Raw genomic sequence first — 16,140 nt, 5'->3', positions numbered from 1 at the left:
CGTCGGGGGCGCCCCGTCAACGGGTGGTGCGGAAGACCGATTCGGTGTGGATGAACGGCTTGCCGGCCACTCCGATCAGTTCGACCTCCACCACGCGCAGCGACCGGCCCGCGTGCCGGACGCGAGTCCGGGCCGTGATGGGGCCACCGGCGGGGCGCAGGAACACCACCCGCAGGGACTGCAGGTCGAAGTCCAGCCGGTCCGGCATGGCCTGTTGCGCCGCCAGGGCGGCCATGGCTGTCATCGCCCCGCCGTGCACCGCCCCGTGGGGATTGCGCAGCTGCGGCAGCTCCTGGAACCGCAGTCCGTCCTGGAACTGATCGGTGACAGCGGGGCGGTCCGCGCCCGGGGGAGTCAGAGAGTCGGAGTCCAGGCCGAGCAGCATCCCGAGCGGTGACTCGGTCTCCGGTCCCAGCGGCAACTGAGCCGCCTGCTCGAAGTCGCGCAGGGCCTGTGCCGGGCTCTCACCGACCGACTGGAACCAGCCCGAGGCCTGGACGTACTCGGTGCCGTCCGTGCCCATCAGGGTCCCGGTGGCCAGCCCGCCGCCGTGGTCGGCCACCCGCGTGCGGGTCCAAGCTTCGAGTTGGGCACCGTCCTGGGGGAGCGGACGCAGGACGTTCAGCTGCAGCTCGGTGGTGACCAGCCACTGCAGGGCCGGTTCTGCGGCGTGCAGGGACGTGGCCAGGGTGTTGTCCATGATGACCGAGGCAGCGGCACCGGTGGGACGTCCGTCCGGGTCCAGCACCCAGGGCCCGGTGGTCATCAGGCCGGTGCGTGCGCCCTGGACGCCGTCGAGCGGATCGCGGAACAGCCGGACCCGCAGGAGCCGTTCCGTTCGGCCCAGAACGTGTCCGAGCGGACCGCGGGCGCCGGGTGCAGGGCGATCATGGAAGGCATCGTCAGCAGAGGTCACCGCAGCAATCTACCGCCCCTTCTGGCTGCCCGGAGAGCAGAACGGCAGTGCGGGCGAAAATCCCGACGTTCTTGACTAGCATGCGTGCATGGCAGATCGAACCTCGGCAGGCCCCGAGACCGTCCCCGCACTGGATCCCGTGGTGCTGGGCCGGCGGTTGAGGCATCTGCGCAAGCAGACCGGCCGGACCCTGGACCAACTGGCCGCAGCGGTGGAGGCCACCCCGTCCCACCTGTCCCTGATCGAGAACGGCAAGCGCGAGCCGCGCATCAGCCTGCTCACCCGACTGGCGTCCGCCCTGGGAACCACGCTGGAGGACCTGCTCTCCGCGGAGGCGCCCAGCCGCCGAGCCGCCCTGGAGATCGCGGTGGAGAAGGCCCAACGCGGTGCCCACTACGCCACCCTGGGCCTGCCCCAGATCAAGATCACCCCGCGCACCCCCACCGAGGTGCTGGAGGTGATCGCAGGGCTGGAAGGGGAGCTGCGCCGTCGTCTGGAGGAGCAGGCGGCCACGCCGGAGGAGGCCCGCCGTGCCAACGCCGAGCTGCGTCAGGAGATGAAGGAGCGGGACAACCACTACCCCGAGCTGGAGCGCCGTGCGCAGGAGCTGCTGGACGCCGTGGGCCACTCCGGCGGACCGTTGAGCCACCGTGCGGCGGCCGGCCTGGCTGAACATCTGGGCTTCAGCGTGCGCTTCGTCTCCGATCTGCCCCACTCCACCCGTTCGGTGACCGACCTGAAGAACCGCCGGTTCTACCTGGCTCGGTCTCGGCACCCGGACCATGACGCCCGGTCGGTCCTGCTGGGGGCCATCGGCTCCTATGTGCTGGGCCACGGTGAGCCCACGGACTATTCGGACTTCCTGCGCCAGCGGGTCTACACCAACTACTTCGCGGCGGCCCTGATGATGCCGCAGAAGGAGACCGTGAAGTTTCTCAAGAGCGCCAAGGCCGAGCGGGATCTGGCGATCGAGGACATCCGCGATGCGTTCGGGGTCTCCTATGAGTCAGCCGCGCACCGCTTCACCAACCTGGCCACCGAGCACCTGGGCATCACCTGCCACTTCCAGAAGGTGCACGAGTCCGGGGTCATCCACAAGGCCTACGAGAACGACGGCGTCTCCTTCCCCGCCGACCACACCGGGGCGATCGAGGGGCAGCAGGTCTGCCGCTACTGGACCTCCCGTGAGGTCTTCGACGTCGGCGACGGCTTCCGCGCCTTCAACCAGTACACCGACACCCCCGCCGGGACGTTCTGGTGCACCGCCGTGGTGGAGGGGCACTCCTCCGGGTTCTACTCGCTCTCCATCGGCGTGCCCTTCGACTCCGCGCGCTGGTTCCGGGGCAAGGAGACCACCTCCCGCTCGATCTCCCGGTGCCCTGACCCCAGTTGCTGCCGTCAGCCCAACGCCGAACTGGAGGCCGCCTGGGGAGGCCATGCCTGGCCGGCCGCCCGCGCCAACGCCCACCTGCTGGCGGCCATGCCCTCCGGGGCCTTCCCCGGGGTGGACGAGGTGGAGGTCTTCGAGTTCCTGCAGGCCCAGGACCAGGTCGATCTGCAAGGTGACCTGCCCGGATGAGGGGCGTGGCGCCGTCGGGGAGGATGTTCCCGCCGTTGTCAAGGGGGCGAAGCCTACATGCGAATCCACTCAGAGCGAACCATCTGAGCAACGTGTGAGAAAATGGTGTGAGCCAACTCGCTGAGATCGCATGGTCGCCACCGCCTCATGACGGGGCTGACCGGTCACAGCGTGCCTGAGACTGCTGACACGGGCAGCTGTCTCGGGATGACTGTCCCCGAACCAGTGGGGGAGTGCGTGAGCGCCCCGCCGGGCCCGGTGTCGTCGAGGGTGGTGCCCGTCGTCAGGAAGGTCCAGATTCATGCAGTTCACTCCAGGCCAGCTCGTTGTCCACCCCCACCACGGTCCGGCGACCATCGCCGACCGCAAGGTGCGCAAGGTCAAGGGGGATGACGTGGCCTACATCACGCTCCAGATCCATCATCAGGATCTGACGATCTCCATTCCGGAGTCCAAGGCGGAGGAGGTCGGCGTGCGCGAGGTCTGCGACCGCGTCCGACTGCGCCGCCTGCTGGAGATCATCCAGGAGCCCACCACCTCCGAGGAGCAGCAGTGGTCCCGCCGGATGAAGGCCAACCAGGAGAAGATCGCCACCGGTGAGCTGGAGCGCGTGGCCGAGGTGGTCCGTGACCTGGGCCGCCGCCGCGACTCCAAGGGCCTGTCCATGGCCGAGAAGGACCTGTTCCGCGACGCCCAGTCCCCGCTGGTCGCCGAGGTCGCGCTGGCCCTGGAAGTCGACCAGGACCGCGCCACCGAGATCCTGGAGCTGGTCGCCACCGGCACCCCGTTGACCGAGTTCGGCTTCAGCGAGGAGAACGAGGACGCCGCCCTGGTCTGATCCGGGAGCTCCTCACCGAGCGGACAGCAGCACCGCAATACGGGGCGGGACGGACCATCACGGTCGGTCCCGCCCCGTGCTGTGTGCTCAGCCTTCGTTCCGCTCCCAGCTCTCCACGGGGCCGGGAGCCACGGTGAACAGCGGATGGGCGCACAGGGTGCCTTCAGGGCCAGGCCTTCCCGACGACGTCGCACCGGCAGGTGCCTTCCTCAGGCGGGCATGGCGGTCCGGATCGCGGACTTCGAGCTTGGCCAGCAGGTGGCGGAACTCCAGGTCCAGCTGACCGGTGGTGACAGCGATCGGCGCGGGGCCGTCGTCGGTCCCTGACGACTGCTGAGGCGGGCACACGATCAGGTCCCGATTGAAGCGGTACCCGCGGGCATCGGCCTCGTCGGCCACCCCGGAGAGGTAGGAGCCGATCGCCGCCAGCGGATCCGGATGCGCGCGGAACCGCTCCAGCTGTGGGTGGTTCCGGTACCCGGAGGTCCGGCCCTGCAGCACCTTCTGGGCCAGCAGGGTCTCCCGCCAGCACGCCACCAGACCCTTCTGGTCCAACAGGGACGGGTGCAGGCTCCAGATGCGCATGGAGTCAGCGTACGGCCTGGAGCTCAGTGGCCCACGGGTTCAGCAGGCTGGGGCTCAGCCCACCAGGACCGCGCCGAGCCCGCCGATGGTCAGGATCACGGCCGTGGAGATCACGCCCAGCAGCACCGGGCGAGGGCCGACCTGGGTCAGGGTGCGCAGGTGCACGCCCAGCCCCAGGGCGAACATCGCGGCGGTCAGCAGCAGGCTCTGAAGGACGTCTGCCGGTCCCAGCAGGGCCTCCGGGACCAGCCCGAAGGTGCGCAGCAGCACCATTGCCAGGAAGCCCAGCACGAACCCAGGGACGATCGGGGGCAGCTTGGTCCTGCCACCCTCGGCGTCAGACCTGTGGGTGGCGGTCTCCAGGGTGGCGGCGCGGCGCATCCACCACGCCATGCCGGCCATCACCGGGGCGAGCATCAGCACGCGGGCCAGCTTGACGGTGACGGCCACGGCGAGCGCGCTGCTGCCGATGATGCCGCCGGCGGCCACGGCCTGGGCGACCTCGTGCGCGGAGGCGCCGGCCCAGAGCCCGCCGGCCTCCTCGTCCAGCCCGAACAGCGAGACCAGGAACGGGATGGTGGGGATCATCAGGGTGCCGAAGAGCACCACGAGCCCGATGGCCGCGGCCACGTGCTCCTTCTTGGCCTTGAGCACGCCTTCGGCGCCGGCCACGGCGGCGGCACCGCAGATGGAGAAGCCAGAGGCCACCAGCAGGGTCAGCGGGGTGGGGATCTTCAGCCAGTGGCCCACCAGCACGGTCACGCCGAAGGTGATCCCGACGGCGGCCACCACCACCACGATCACGCCCACGCCCAGCTCGGCGATGGCACCCAGGGAGAGCTTCAGGCCCAGCAGGATGATCCCGGCCCGCAGGATGTGCCGGGCGGAGAAGGCGGTGCCGGGCTTGAGCGCGGCGGGCACGGGGGCGAGGTTGCACCAGATCACACCGAGCAGGATCGCCACCAGCAGGGTGCTCAGCCCGGGCACCAGCTGGGCGATGCCCCAGGCGAGGCCGGCGCCGATGAAGGACACCACGATGCCCGGCAACAGCTGGGGCACCTTCTGCCACCAGTGGGTGCGGACGGCATCGGGCGTGCGGGCAGAGCCGGTGTCAGAGGGAGCGGACATGATCCGAGTCCACCCGCCATCCTGCGGAGTGGGGAGACTCCCACGGCACATGGGGGGATATGCTGACGATATGACATCTGAGACACCTCGGGCGGCGCGTGGGGCATCACTGGCTCGATGGGTGCAGATCCCCACCCTGCGGCTGCTGGTCTCGATCGCCGATGAGGGGAGCCTGGGAGCAGGAGCGCGGGCCCAGAGGGTGGCGCAGTCCAATGCGTCGCGGTCCATCGCGCTGATGGAGCGTCGGCTCGGGTACCCGCTGCTGGTGCGCTCGCCGCAGGGGTCGGCGCTGACCACCGAGGGCGCGCTCACGGTGGAGTGGGCGCGGACGGTGCTCTCCGCAGTGGATCAGATGGACGCTGCCGTGGCGGCGCTGACGGCGACGGCTCCGAGCGGCGGTGAGCTCTTCCGGGTGGGCGCCTCCATGACGGTGGCCGAGTACCTGGTGCCCGAGTGGATCAGCCAGCTCACCCACACCCACCCCGGTGTGCACCCCGTGCTGGAGATCTCCAACTCGAGGGACGTGATCGCCAAGGTCCGCCAGGGCGCCGTGCCGCTGGGGTTCGTGGAGACCCCGGAGATCCCCGGGGATGTGCGCAGCACCCTGGTGCGTCATGACCAGCTGGTGGTGGTGGTCGCCCCTGGGCACCCGTGGGCAGACCGCGGTGGTGCGCTCTCGCTGGACGAGCTGGCCCGGACCCCCTTGGTGGAGCGTGAGGCAGGGTCGGGCACGCGGGCCGCCTACGAGGCGGTGCTGGCGGCTCGACTTCCCGGGACGGTGCGCGCTGAACCGGTGGCCGAGTTGAACGGCAACGCCGCCATCCTGAACTCGGTGGCCGCCGGGCTGGGCCCAGCGGTCCTCAGCGAACTGGCCGTGCGTCAGGTCCTGCAGGACGGGCGTCTGCTGCGCGTCCCGGTGGCCGGGGGCGAGCTCGGCCGGGAGCTGCGGGCTGTCTGGTACGGGGTGCGCGAGCCGATCGGGCTGGCCGGAGACCTGCTGCGCATCGCCCGGGGTGAGGCTCCCCGGCCCCGATGAGCGTGCGTTCTGCTTCCGGCGTGGAGGCTGGCACGCCCCTGGTGCGGGCGGGCCCGGGTTCCTAGGGTGGTGTCAGCGTCAGCACGCGCCTCACACCCCGGCGCGGCGCCAGAGCAAGGAGAACGTCATGAACGACCAGCCTGAAGTGCAACGGCACGCCGAGTCGATGACCGACGCGGACGGGACCATGCCCGCCCAGCAGCAGGAGCCGCCCGGACTGACCGCGCAGATGGACCCGGTGCCGGACCACGGTGAGTCCAGCTGGGTGGGACGTGGACGGCTTGAGGGCCTGAAGGCGCTGATCACCGGCGGTGACTCCGGGATCGGGCGGGCCGTGGCGATCGCCTTCGCCCGCGAAGGGGCCGACGTGGCGATCAACTACCTGGAGGAGGAGGCTGAGGACGCCCAGGACACCGCCGGGTGGATCGAGAAGGCCGGGCGGACCGCGGTGCTGATCCCGGGTGACCTGCGGGATGAGGACACCTGTGCGCGGATCGCGCAGGAGGCGGTGGACGGACTGGGCGGGCTGAACATCCTGGTCAACAACGCCGGCTACCACTGGGCGCGCGGCGAAGCGGGGATCGAGGGGCTGCGCACCGAGGACCTGGACCGCGCGGTGCGGACCAACCTCTACGGGACGCTGTGGCTGACCCGGGCCTGCGTGCCGCACCTGTCTGCCGGGGACTGCATCATCAACACCACCTCGGTGCAGGCCTACGAGCCCTCGGAGACGATGGTGGACTACGCCGCCACGAAGGCCGCGCTGAACAACGTCACCGCGAACCTGGCCGGCGAGCTGGGGGAGAAGGGCATTCGGGTCAACGCTGTGGCCCCCGGGCCGGTGTGGACCCCGCTGCAGCCGGCCACCAAGGAGCCTGGAGCAGTGTCCCACATGGGTGCTGACACTCCACTGGGACGGATCGGCCAGCCAGCGGAGCTGGCCGGGGCCTACGTGTTCTTGGCCTGCCCCGCAGAGGCCAGCTACGTCAGCGGGTCAGTGCTCGGCGTGACCGGGGGCATGCCCGTGTTCTGAGGTCTGTCCTCGTTCGAGGACGCGGACTGTCCTCGAACGAGGACCGACCTCTGACGGACACCCTATGCGCCGGTGACCACAGCGCGACGGCCACCCTGGCAGATGCCGGGGTGGCCGTCGTCGGGAAAGTGCTGGTCCGGGGGAGCCGGACGCAGGATCAGTATCCGGAGTAGCCGTCCTCGGACAGGGTGTGCTTCTCGTTGCCGGTGATCGGCGGGTTGAAGATGGAGACCAGGACCAGATCCTCGTCCTCGCCGCCGCGCAGGTCGTGGGCGTCGTGCTCGTCCAGGACGTAGATGGTGCCCGGGGTGATCTCGTGGACGGTGCCGTCCTCCTCGACCACGGAGCCGGAGCCGGCGATGCAGTAGCAGGCCTCCAGGTGGTTGGTGTACTGCAGCTTGGACGAGGTGCCCGCCTTCACCACAGTGTGGGCGACGGCGAAGCCCATGTTGTCGTCAGCGACCAGGAGTCGGTCACTCGTGCCGCTTCCCCAGTCGACGGTCTCGGACTGTTCGCGGGTACGGGTGAACATGCATTCCTCTCGGTGGGGATCAGATGGGATCGTGCTGTCCTTCGACCCTAGGAAAGTCTCCCCGCCCCTGTCACCCGCGTGTCGACCGGCTTCAGCCGTCCGCTGAAACGCTCGTGGGGACCGTCACGATCATGACGGTCCCACCGGTCTCAGCCCTGCTGCTGGGGCAGGCCGTTGCGGTCCACGGAGAAGGTGATGACGTCGTCGTACTCCCGGCGCTCGGTGCGCACCAGCTCGTAGTCCTCGTCCAGCACCGGGAACACGTAGACGGGGGTGAGGGTCAGCTCGGCGCCCTGACCCTGACGGGTGATGTCGATCTGCAGGTGGCCGTAGTGCAGGCCGCCGTCCACCAGCTGGCGCACCCCGTCGATGTCCTCCCAGTGCTCGGGCTCGTCCGCCGCGGCCATCCACTCGGAGTGGGAGTTGAAGCGGATCGGCTCGTAGACCCCGTCCTCGTTCCGGGCCAGCTGCTCGCCGCGCAGTCCGTCCGAGGCCACGCCCACGTCGTAGGAGTGGAAGCCCCGTCCGTCCCCGTCGGTGTCCACCCAGGAACGCTCGAACATCTCGTCGTGCCCGGAGATCACCGCGGCCACGCCATACTCCTCGAACATCGGGGTGTAGGCGCGCATGGCCACACCGGACTGGTTGTCGGCGTGCTCGTGGTTCGGCGGAGTGCCGTGGACGCCGTTGGAGTAGGCCGCGTGGTGGAACTGCACCAGCACGATCTGCCCCTTCTCCCGGGCGTCGGCCAGCTGCTCCTGGGCCCACTCCCACTGAGCGGTGCCCTCGTTGACGTTGGGCAGATCCGAGTCTGCGGTGGTGGTGCCGGGGAAGACCTCGGTGAACGCACGGTCATAGTCCTCGCGGGTGAACTCGCCCTGGGTGTCCGTGGAGAGGCTCTCCTCGGTCAGGTTCGTGTCGTCCCCGGAGAACACCGGTCCGGACAGGGTCCCGGTCTTGGTGTTCTCATCCGGCAGGCCGTTGGTGGAGTCCAGGGTCAGCACGGTGACCGGCCCGTGGTCCGTGCGGTAGTAGGAGCCCCGGTACTGGGGGTTCGCCTGATCGGTGCCCTCCCCGGTGCGCTCGAAGTACTCGTGGTACTTGTTGCGGCTGATCACGGCCGGGGACTGGTCCTGCGGGGTCCCGTAGCCCCCGTTCAGCGCCGCTTAGGTCTCCCAGTTGCCCAGCGCGGTCAGCAGGGGAGTGGTGGAGGCCAGCGTGCCGTGCTCCCCGGCGAAGTACCGCCAGAACTCATCCCACGCCGGCTGGTACCCCGAGCCCTGGGACAGGTCCCCCGCGATCATCATCAGGTCCGGGTCCGCGGCCTCGATGTGCTTCATGTTCTCCCGCATGGCCGTGTCCTGGCTCAGCGGGTAGCGCAGGGTGAACTGCCCGTACCGGGTGGTGTGGCCGAAGATCCGGTCCCATGCCGAGCCCTCGCCCGGGCGCGGCAGCGAGTCCTCGGTGTAGCCGTTGACGGGGGAGAGCTCCCATTCGCGGTGCTCCACCCGGCCGTAGGGCTCGGTCTCGGAGTCGGAGAAGGCGATGATCCGGATCTCGTCCCAGGAGTTGGCCTTCGGGGCGGTCTCGAAGCTGGCGGAGCGGGTCTGTCCGCCCTGGATGACCGTGTACCGGTAGGTCTTGCCCGGCTTCAGCCCGGTGATGGAGACCCGGTGCCGGTAGTTCGAGTCGGCCTTCAGCCAGGAGCCCTTCACCAGGCCGGTGATGGACTGGTCCAGCTCCTTGTCCGTGTACTCCAGCAACGGGCGGTACTGAGGATCCGAGGTGTAGCGGCCGGCGTCGTTGCCCTTGCCCTTCCCGCCGCCCAGGCCCGGGCCGGAGACCTGGACGGTGCCGGGCTGGTCCGTCTCGGAGAACCAGACCAGGTCCATCGAGTCTGCAGTGGGCTCCATCAGGTACGGCAGCACCCGGAACCCGTCCTGGGGTGCAGGAGCCGGGGAGGCGTCGGTCTGCGGGGCCGCAGGCAGCGTGACGGAGGGCCCGACGGCGGCCGCGGGCGTGGCCACGAGGGTTCCGGTGATGACGGCGGTCGCCAGCAGCGGCCGGAGGCCGCGGACAGGGCGGCGACGGCTGCGGGCAGTGGGGTGCGGTGCGGTCATGGCTGAGTCCTTCATGGTCCGGGGGGTGGGGCAGAGCGAACACAGCATGCCCCGCCCGGGCGAATCCCCGGTGGTCTTCACGTGACGGAACCGGTGGTCCTGGGCTACGTCCAGGTGAACGCGGGTGACCGGGCACGTGCGGTGTGACACACTGGGAGGCACGCCACTGTCCCCGCACGGGAGAGTGCTGATCGGGTCGGACACCGGCCGGATCGGACGCCGAAGGAGCAACTCCTCCCCAGGAATCTCTCAGGCCCCAGAACCGTGCGGGAAGGCGTCTCTGGAAAGCGTCACGGCAGCCAGCCGCGACCACCGACGGTGCAACGACCTCCGGCCCCGGGCGCACGCCGCCACAGGACCTGACAGTCGAAATCTCTCAGGTCCATGACAGAGCGGGGAGGATGAACGTTGCCGCACCGTTGTCCGCCTCAGCATGGGAGAAGCCATGACCGCCACCGCCTCCACCCCGTCGGCCAGCCCCGCCACTCCGGCCGGGCACCCTGCCGGCCATCAGCCCCGTGACACCGCCTCGGCTCCGTTCACCGCACGCCACATCGGTCCGCGCGCCGAAGACGCCCAGCACATGCTGCAGACCCTGGGCTATGACTCCCTGGACGCCCTGGTGGACGCCGCCGTGCCGCAGGACATCCGGCAGGAGCAGCCGCTGGACCTGCCCGCCCCGCTGACCGAGGCCGCCGTGATGGAGCAGCTGCGGGAGATCGCCGGCCGCAACATCATGAAGACCCAGATGATCGGCCAGGGGTTCTATGACACCGTCACCCCGCCGGTCATCCTGCGCAAGGTCCTGGAGAACCCGGCCTGGTACACCGCCTACACGCCCTATCAGCCGGAGATCTCCCAGGGTCGACTCGAGGCACTGCTGAACTTCCAGACCATGGTCTCGGACCTGACCGGTCTGCCGATCGCCAACGCCTCCCTACTGGACGAGGCCTCCGCCGCCGCCGAGGCCGTCCTGCTGATGCACCGCGCCAACCGCAAGAACTCGGACGGCATCACCCTGCTGGACGCCGACCTGTTCCCGCAGACCCGCTCCGTGGTGGAGGGGCGCGCACAGGCCCTGGGCCTGACCGTGCGGACCGTGGACCTGACCGCCGGGCTGGAGCACCTGCCGCAGGACGTGGCCGCTGAGCTGGAGGAGCGCGGACTGTGCGGCATCGTGCTCCAGCAGCCCGGTGACTCCGGCCGGATCGCCGACCACGCACCCGTGATCGCCGCCGCCAAGGAGCGCGGTGCCATGGTGACCGTCGCGGCGGACATCCTCTCCCTGGCGCTGCTGGTGCCCCCGGGCGAGCAGGGCGCGGACATCGCCGTGGGCAACACCCAGCGCTTCGGCGTTCCCCTGTTCTTCGGCGGCCCGCACGCCGCCTACATGGCTGTCACGGACGGACTGCAGCGCCAGCTGCCCGGTCGGCTGGTGGGCGTCTCCCAGGACTCCTCCGGCAAGCCCGCCTTCCGCCTGGCCCTGCAGACCCGTGAGCAGCACATCCGCCGGGAGAAGGCCACCTCCAACATCTGCACCGCCCAGGCGCTGCTGGCCATCGTGGCCTCCATGTTCGGCGTCTACCACGGCCCGGAGGGTGTGCGGGCGATCGCCGAGCATGCCCACCGGCAGGCCTCACGTCTGGCCACTGCGCTGAGCGGCGCCGGCCAGGAGCTGGTGCACGAGTCCTTCTTCGACACCGTTCAGGTGCGCGTTGCCGGCCGGGCCGAGCAGATCGTGCGCACCGCCGAGGAGGCCGGAGTCAACCTGCGCCTGGTCGACGCGGACACCGTCGGCGTCTCCACGGATGAGACCACCACGGACGAGGACCTGGTGGCCGTGCTCTCCGCCTTCGGTGTGGACGCCTCCGGACTGGAGGGCGCCTCCGTGCCGGCGGACGGCCAGCACGACGACGCCGCCTCCACCCAGCACCTGCCCGCCTCCCTGCGGCGCGAGTCCGAGTACATGACCCACGAGGTGTTCAACACCTACCGGTCCGAGACCCAGATGCTGCGCTACCTGCGCCGCCTCTCCGGGTACGACCTCGCCCTGGACCGCACCATGATCCCGCTGGGCTCGTGCACCATGAAGCTCAACGCCACCGCGGAGATGGAGTCCATCTCCTGGCCGGAGTTCTGCTCCATCCACCCCTTCGCCCCGGACCACCAGACCGAGGGCTGGCGCCACCTGATCTCGGACCTGGAGGCCAAGCTGGCCACCATCACCGGGTACGCCGGTGTCTCCGTCCAGCCCAACGCAGGCTCCCAGGGCGAGTACGCCGGCCTGCTGGCCATCCGCCGCTACCACCTGGACCAGGGCCAGGGCGAGCGGGACGTCTGCCTGATCCCGGCCTCGGCCCACGGCACCAACGCCGCCTCAGCCGTCCTGGCCGGTCTGAAGGTCGTGGTGGTGGCCACCGCCGAGGACGGCACCATCAGCGCCGAGGACCTCGATGCGAAGATCGCGGCGAACGAGGGCAAGGTCGCGGCCATCATGATCACCTACCCCTCCACGCACGGTGTCTACGACGCCGACGTGCGCGAGGTCTGCCGCAAGGTCCACGAGGCCGGAGGCCAGGTGTACATCGACGGCGCCAACCTCAATGCCCTGGTCGGACTGGCCCAGCCCGGGCAGTTCGGCGGCGACGTCTCCCACCTGAACCTGCACAAGACCTTCTGCATCCCGCACGGCGGAGGCGGACCCGGCGTGGGCCCAGTGGCCGTGGCCGAGCATCTCACTCCGTACCTGCCGGACGCAGAGCACCCCATCACCGCCACTCCGTACGGTTCGGCCGGCGTGCTGCCGATCTCCTGGGCCTACATCCACCTGATGGGCGGCGACGGCCTGACCGAGGCCACCCGCCAGGCGCTGCTCTCGGCCAACTACCTGGCCCGGCGGCTCCAGGACCACTACCCGATCCTCTACACCGGCAACTCCGGGCTGGTGGCCCACGAGTGCATCCTGGACCTGCGCGAGCTCACCGCCCGCACCGGTGTCACCGCCGAGGACGTGTGCAAGCGCCTGATCGACTACGGCTTCCACGCACCCACCCTGGCCTTCCCGGTGGCCGGCACCCTGATGGTGGAGCCCACCGAGTCCGAGGACCTGGCGGAGATCGAACGGTTCATCGACGCCATGGTCTCCATCCACGCCGAGATCGAGGCGACCACCAAGGAGACCCTGAACGAGTCCGTTCTGCGCAACGCCCCGCACACCGCCTCGGTGCTCACCGCCGACGACTGGGACCGGGAGTACCCGCGCTCGCAGGCCGGCTACCCGGTGGAGTCGCTGCGCCGGGACAAGTACTTCCCGCCCGTGGGACGGATCGACGGCGCACACGGCGACCGCAACCTGATCTGCACCTGCCCGCCGCCCGAGGCGTTCGAAGACTGAGCCCCGGCGGTACCGATCGAGCACACAGGAGTCTGAGATGACCACCACCCCGTCCCAGCGGACCACCCCCCTGCACCAGGTCCACGAACAGGCCGGTGCCTCCTTCACCGACTTCGGCGGCTGGCTGATGCCCCTGAAGTACGGCTCGGAGCTGGCCGAGCACCAGGCCGTACGCACCTCGGCAGGCCTGTTCGACCTCTCCCACATGGGCGAGGTGCGCGTCAGCGGGCCCGAGGCCGCAGCGGCCCTGGACTACGCCCTGGTCGGGAAGATCTCCGCCGTCAAGCCGGGCAAGGCCAAGTACTCCCTGGTCTGCACCGAGGCCGGGACCGTGCTGGACGATGTCATCGTCTACCGCCTGGACGCCGCCGAGCCGGACGCGGACGGTGTGGTGGACCCGGGGACGGAGTTCCTGGTGGTGCCCAACGCCGGCAACGCCTCAGCCGTGGCGGCGGCGCTGAGTGAGCGGGCCTCCCAGTTCGAGGCCACCGTGACGGATGAGTCCGCTCAGTCCGCCCTGGTGGCCGTGCAGGGTCCGGAGGCCGCCCGGATCCTCACCGGTGCCCTGGTGGAGTCCGCCGCTGTGGAGATCGTCGAGATGAAGTACTACTCCGCGCTGGAGTCCACGGTCCGCACCGAGCAGGGCGAGGTGCCGGTCCTGGTGGCCCGCACCGGCTACACCGGGGAGGACGGCTTCGAGCTGATCATCGGACCGGAGCCGGACGCTGAGCAGCTCAGCGCGCAGGCCACCGCCGTCTGGAACGCACTGGTCTCCGCCGCCGAGCAGTGCGGGGCCGATCTGCTCCCGTGCGGGCTGGCCAGCCGTGACTCCCTGCGCCTGGAGGCCGGCATGCCGCTGTACGGCAACGAACTGGACCTGGAGCACCTGCCCGCAGAGTCCGGTGTCGGCCCGGTGGTCGCCTACAAGAAGGAGGGCGACTTCGTCGGCCGAGCCTCCCTGGAGGCCGCACGCGAACGCGCCGAGACGGAGGCCGCCGAAGGTACGGACACCCGTCAGGTCCTGGTCGGGCTGCAGGGCGAGGGCCGCCGTGCCGCCCGCTCCGGCTACCCGGTGCTGGACGGTGACGGAGCCGTCGTCGGGAAGGTCACCTCCGGGGCGCCCAGCCCCACCCTGGGGCACCCCGTGGCCCTGGCTCGCGTGGACGCCCGGCACAGCGCCGTGGGCACCGCTCTGCAGGTGGACCTGCGAGGACGCCCGGAGGCGTTCACCGTGGTGGAGCTGCCGTTCTATCAGCGCGAGCGCTGAGTCGGCCGAAGCGGCGTGCTTGATAGGATCGGGTGACCCCAGACCGGCCCGTCGGCCACCCGCCCTTCGGCACCCCTCACTCCAGGAATCAGATGTCCGAGTCCACCAGCCGCCGGTTCCCGCTCATCGGAACCATCGCCTTCCTGGCGCTCGCTGCGCTGCTGCTGACCCTTGCCGTGCTCAGCGCGCTCAAGGACATCCGGACGGTTGAGTCGGCCGGTCAGGTCATCTCCGTGCAGGACGGCCAGACGGTGGTGGTCAACTTCAACGGGAATGAGGAGACGGTGCGTCTGGCCGGGATCATGGCGCCCGTGCTCGCCGGGGAGGGCGAGGAGCCGGGGCCGGAGCAGTGCCTGGCTCAGGAGTCCGTCGACCAGCTGCGCGCGGTGCTCGAACCCGGCGACTCCGTCCGCCTGGAGTTCCCGGACCAGCGCACCGGACCCCACGGGACACTGCTGGCGCAGGTCCACCATGCCGGGCAGATCGTCAATGTCCAGCAGGTCGAGCAAGGACTGGCCGTCCCCGTCCGGGAGCAGCCGCTCGCCGAGCTGGGGGAGTCCGTGCGCGCTGCCCAGGCCGAGGCCCGGTCCGCCAAGAAGGGTCTGTACTCGGCGGGGTACGAGTGCACCCTGCCCGGGCAGGTGCTGCCCACGGTGCAGGAGCTGGAGGAACTGGAGAGCGTCCAGCCGGGCACATCAGCTGCCGCCAGTGAGGAGATCGCGGAGCTGGCGGCACTGCTCGAGCGGGGCACCGCAGCACAGAAGATGATCGCCGCCGTGCCGGACGAGGGCTCCACCCTCAGCTCGCTGGCCTGGGCCGCAGACAAGGAGGGACTGCAGGAGCGCCTGGGTACGACACTCTCCCAGGCCCAAGCCCGCATGGTCTCCCTGGAGAACACCCAGGAGTCTCTGCTGGCTGCCGAGCAGCGTCAGCGCGAGGAGGAGGCCCGCCGAGCCGAAGAGGCTCGTCAGGCCGAGATCGCACGGCAGCGCGAGATCGCCCGCCAACAGGAGATCGCGCGTCAGCAGGAGATCGCTCGCCAGCAGGAGGCCGCTCGGCAGCGGGCCGCTGAGGAGCAGCGCCGCCAGGAGGAGGCCCGCCGCCGAGACCAGGCCAGCGCCTCCGCCTCGCCCAGCCCCTCACCCAGTGCCTCCGCCTCGCCCAGCGAGTCTCCGTCCGAGAGCCCTTCGCCCTCGCCGAGCGCCACAGAGTCCAGTGCGTCGCCCTCGCCGAGCCCCACCGAGTCGAGCTCGCCCTCCCCGTCGCCGTCCCCGGATGAAGACGAGGACGAGGACGAGTGAGGCGAGCATGACCGTCCAGCCCGCCGGAGCAGGACAGTCTCCTCGCGCCCACGGCTTCCCCTCCCCGGCCCGGGACTACCTGGACGGCGGGATCGATCTGAACCGAGAGCTGATCCGGGACCGCACCTCCACCTTCATCCTGCGCGTGGCCGGACAGGCCATGTCCGGGGCGGGGATCAGCGACGGCGACGAGCTGATCGTGGACCGGGCCGCCGTGCCCCAGGACGGCTCCGTGGTGGTGGCCGTGGTGGACGGGGAGCTGCTGGTGCGTCGGCTCCTGCTGGAGGTGCGCGGGGGCGAGCGCGCCGTCGCCCTGGCCACGGAGGACGGCGCTGCGCCGCTGGTCCTGGAGGATCCTGATCGGCTGCAGGTGTGGGGCGTGGCCACCTGCTGCCTGCACCGGCTGTGAGC

General features: G+C 70.3%; 14 protein-coding genes and 2 riboswitches. Of the genes, 8 read left to right on the top strand and 6 right to left on the bottom strand.

Going from position 1 to position 16,140, the window contains the following annotated elements:
• Positions 1-16 precede the first annotated feature (16 nt).
• Positions 17-916, bottom strand: coding sequence for a PaaI family thioesterase (locus BM355_RS09275; RefSeq protein WP_091697640.1), 900 nt, complete (start codon positions 914-916; stop codon positions 17-19).
• A gap of 88 nt (positions 917-1,004) precedes the next feature.
• Here BM355_RS09275 and BM355_RS09270 point away from each other — a divergent pair, with 88 nt between their 5' ends.
• Together BM355_RS09270 and BM355_RS09265 are read left to right on the top strand one after the other, a co-directional pair.
• Positions 1,005-2,495, top strand: a complete 1,491-nt coding sequence (locus BM355_RS09270; RefSeq protein WP_091697638.1) for a helix-turn-helix transcriptional regulator — start codon at positions 1,005-1,007, stop codon at positions 2,493-2,495.
• A gap of 301 nt (positions 2,496-2,796) precedes the next feature.
• On the top strand, positions 2,797-3,333 hold the full coding sequence (locus BM355_RS09265) for a CarD family transcriptional regulator (protein ID WP_091697637.1): 537 nt from the start codon (positions 2,797-2,799) through the stop codon (positions 3,331-3,333).
• Between the two features lie 87 nt (positions 3,334-3,420).
• Here BM355_RS09265 and BM355_RS09260 read toward each other — a convergent pair whose 3' ends face one another.
• On the bottom strand, positions 3,421-3,918 hold the full coding sequence (locus BM355_RS09260; protein ID WP_091697633.1) for a pyrimidine dimer DNA glycosylase/endonuclease V: 498 nt from the start codon (positions 3,916-3,918) through the stop codon (positions 3,421-3,423).
• A 54-nt stretch (positions 3,919-3,972) separates the two neighbouring features.
• Positions 3,973-5,046, bottom strand: a complete 1,074-nt coding sequence (locus BM355_RS09255; RefSeq protein WP_091697632.1) for a YeiH family protein — start codon at positions 5,044-5,046, stop codon at positions 3,973-3,975.
• Positions 5,047-5,116: 70 nt separating this feature from the next.
• On the opposite strand from BM355_RS09255, the gene BM355_RS09250 reads away from it, so the two are divergent.
• Together BM355_RS09250 and BM355_RS09245 are read left to right on the top strand one after the other, a co-directional pair.
• On the top strand, positions 5,117-6,082 hold the full coding sequence (locus tag BM355_RS09250; protein ID WP_091697629.1) for a LysR family transcriptional regulator: 966 nt from the start codon (positions 5,117-5,119) through the stop codon (positions 6,080-6,082).
• A 127-nt stretch (positions 6,083-6,209) separates the two neighbouring features.
• Positions 6,210-7,115 carry an SDR family oxidoreductase gene (locus BM355_RS09245; RefSeq protein WP_091697627.1) on the top strand — a complete coding sequence of 302 codons (906 nt, stop codon included), beginning with the start codon at positions 6,210-6,212 and terminating at the stop codon, positions 7,113-7,115.
• A gap of 157 nt (positions 7,116-7,272) precedes the next feature.
• On the opposite strand, the gene BM355_RS09240 is transcribed toward BM355_RS09245, so the two are convergent.
• From BM355_RS09240 to BM355_RS14650, 3 genes are all read right to left on the bottom strand, one after another.
• Entirely contained in the window at positions 7,273-7,647 is a 375-nt protein-coding gene (locus BM355_RS09240) for an ectoine synthase (RefSeq protein WP_091697624.1), read from the bottom strand.
• Between the two features lie 149 nt (positions 7,648-7,796).
• On the bottom strand, positions 7,797-8,765 hold the full coding sequence (locus BM355_RS14655; protein WP_245760711.1) for a metallophosphoesterase family protein: 969 nt from the start codon (positions 8,763-8,765) through the stop codon (positions 7,797-7,799).
• A 48-nt stretch (positions 8,766-8,813) separates the two neighbouring features.
• The gene (locus tag BM355_RS14650) at positions 8,814-9,767 is read right to left on the bottom strand and encodes a fibronectin type III domain-containing protein (RefSeq protein ID WP_245760710.1); all 954 of its coding nucleotides are present in this window, start codon (positions 9,765-9,767) and stop codon (positions 8,814-8,816) included.
• A 167-nt stretch (positions 9,768-9,934) separates the two neighbouring features.
• Positions 9,935-10,042: riboswitch (glycine riboswitch) on the top strand.
• Between the two features lie 3 nt (positions 10,043-10,045).
• A riboswitch (glycine riboswitch) is annotated at positions 10,046-10,160 on the top strand.
• Positions 10,161-10,212: 52 nt separating this feature from the next.
• Between BM355_RS14650 and gcvP the strand changes: the two genes are divergently transcribed.
• The 4 genes from gcvP to BM355_RS09215 all read left to right on the top strand — a co-directional run bounded on the left by gcvP (position 10,213) and on the right by BM355_RS09215 (position 16,138).
• Complete coding sequence (gene gcvP / locus BM355_RS09230; RefSeq protein ID WP_091697868.1) at positions 10,213-13,161, top strand: aminomethyl-transferring glycine dehydrogenase; 2,949 nt, start codon at positions 10,213-10,215, stop codon at positions 13,159-13,161.
• Positions 13,162-13,198: 37 nt separating this feature from the next.
• Positions 13,199-14,428, top strand: coding sequence for a glycine cleavage system aminomethyltransferase GcvT (gcvT, locus tag BM355_RS09225; protein ID WP_091697622.1), 1,230 nt, complete (start codon positions 13,199-13,201; stop codon positions 14,426-14,428).
• 92 nt (positions 14,429-14,520) lie between these two features.
• Positions 14,521-15,729, top strand: a complete 1,209-nt coding sequence (locus tag BM355_RS09220; protein WP_091697619.1) for a thermonuclease family protein — start codon at positions 14,521-14,523, stop codon at positions 15,727-15,729.
• A 7-nt stretch (positions 15,730-15,736) separates the two neighbouring features.
• Positions 15,737-16,138: a LexA family protein gene (locus BM355_RS09215; RefSeq protein ID WP_245760709.1), complete on the top strand. Its 402-nt coding sequence runs from the start codon at positions 15,737-15,739 to the stop codon at positions 16,136-16,138.
• Positions 16,139-16,140: the final 2 nt, after the last annotated feature.

It is taken from the genome of Micrococcus terreus (genome assembly GCF_900116905.1).
GTDB classification, from domain to species: domain Bacteria; phylum Actinomycetota; class Actinomycetes; order Actinomycetales; family Micrococcaceae; genus Citricoccus; species Citricoccus terreus.
This window is presented reverse-complemented; position numbering and strand designations above follow the sequence as displayed.

What these genes read in the sequence shown, in the direction of transcription:
- BM355_RS09270 (WP_091697638.1), top strand. Translation starts at nt 1,005, where the DNA reads ATGGCAGATCGAACCTCGGCAGGCCCCGAGACCGTCCCCGCACTGGAT.
- BM355_RS09265 (WP_091697637.1), top strand. Translation starts at nt 2,797, where the DNA reads ATGCAGTTCACTCCAGGCCAGCTCGTTGTCCACCCCCACCACGGTCCG.
- BM355_RS09260 (WP_091697633.1), bottom strand. Translation starts at nt 3,918, where the DNA reads ATGCGCATCTGGAGCCTGCACCCGTCCCTGTTGGACCAGAAGGGTCTG.
- BM355_RS09255 (WP_091697632.1), bottom strand. Translation starts at nt 5,046, where the DNA reads ATGTCCGCTCCCTCTGACACCGGCTCTGCCCGCACGCCCGATGCCGTC.
- BM355_RS09250 (WP_091697629.1), top strand. Translation starts at nt 5,117, where the DNA reads ATGACATCTGAGACACCTCGGGCGGCGCGTGGGGCATCACTGGCTCGA.
- BM355_RS09245 (WP_091697627.1), top strand. Translation starts at nt 6,210, where the DNA reads ATGAACGACCAGCCTGAAGTGCAACGGCACGCCGAGTCGATGACCGAC.
- BM355_RS09240 (WP_091697624.1), bottom strand. Translation starts at nt 7,647, where the DNA reads ATGTTCACCCGTACCCGCGAACAGTCCGAGACCGTCGACTGGGGAAGC.
- BM355_RS14650 (WP_245760710.1), bottom strand. Translation starts at nt 9,767, where the DNA reads ATGACCGCACCGCACCCCACTGCCCGCAGCCGTCGCCGCCCTGTCCGC.
- gcvP (WP_091697868.1), top strand. Translation starts at nt 10,213, where the DNA reads ATGACCGCCACCGCCTCCACCCCGTCGGCCAGCCCCGCCACTCCGGCC.
- gcvT (WP_091697622.1), top strand. Translation starts at nt 13,199, where the DNA reads ATGACCACCACCCCGTCCCAGCGGACCACCCCCCTGCACCAGGTCCAC.
- BM355_RS09220 (WP_091697619.1), top strand. Translation starts at nt 14,521, where the DNA reads ATGTCCGAGTCCACCAGCCGCCGGTTCCCGCTCATCGGAACCATCGCC.
- BM355_RS09215 (WP_245760709.1), top strand. Translation starts at nt 15,737, where the DNA reads ATGACCGTCCAGCCCGCCGGAGCAGGACAGTCTCCTCGCGCCCACGGC.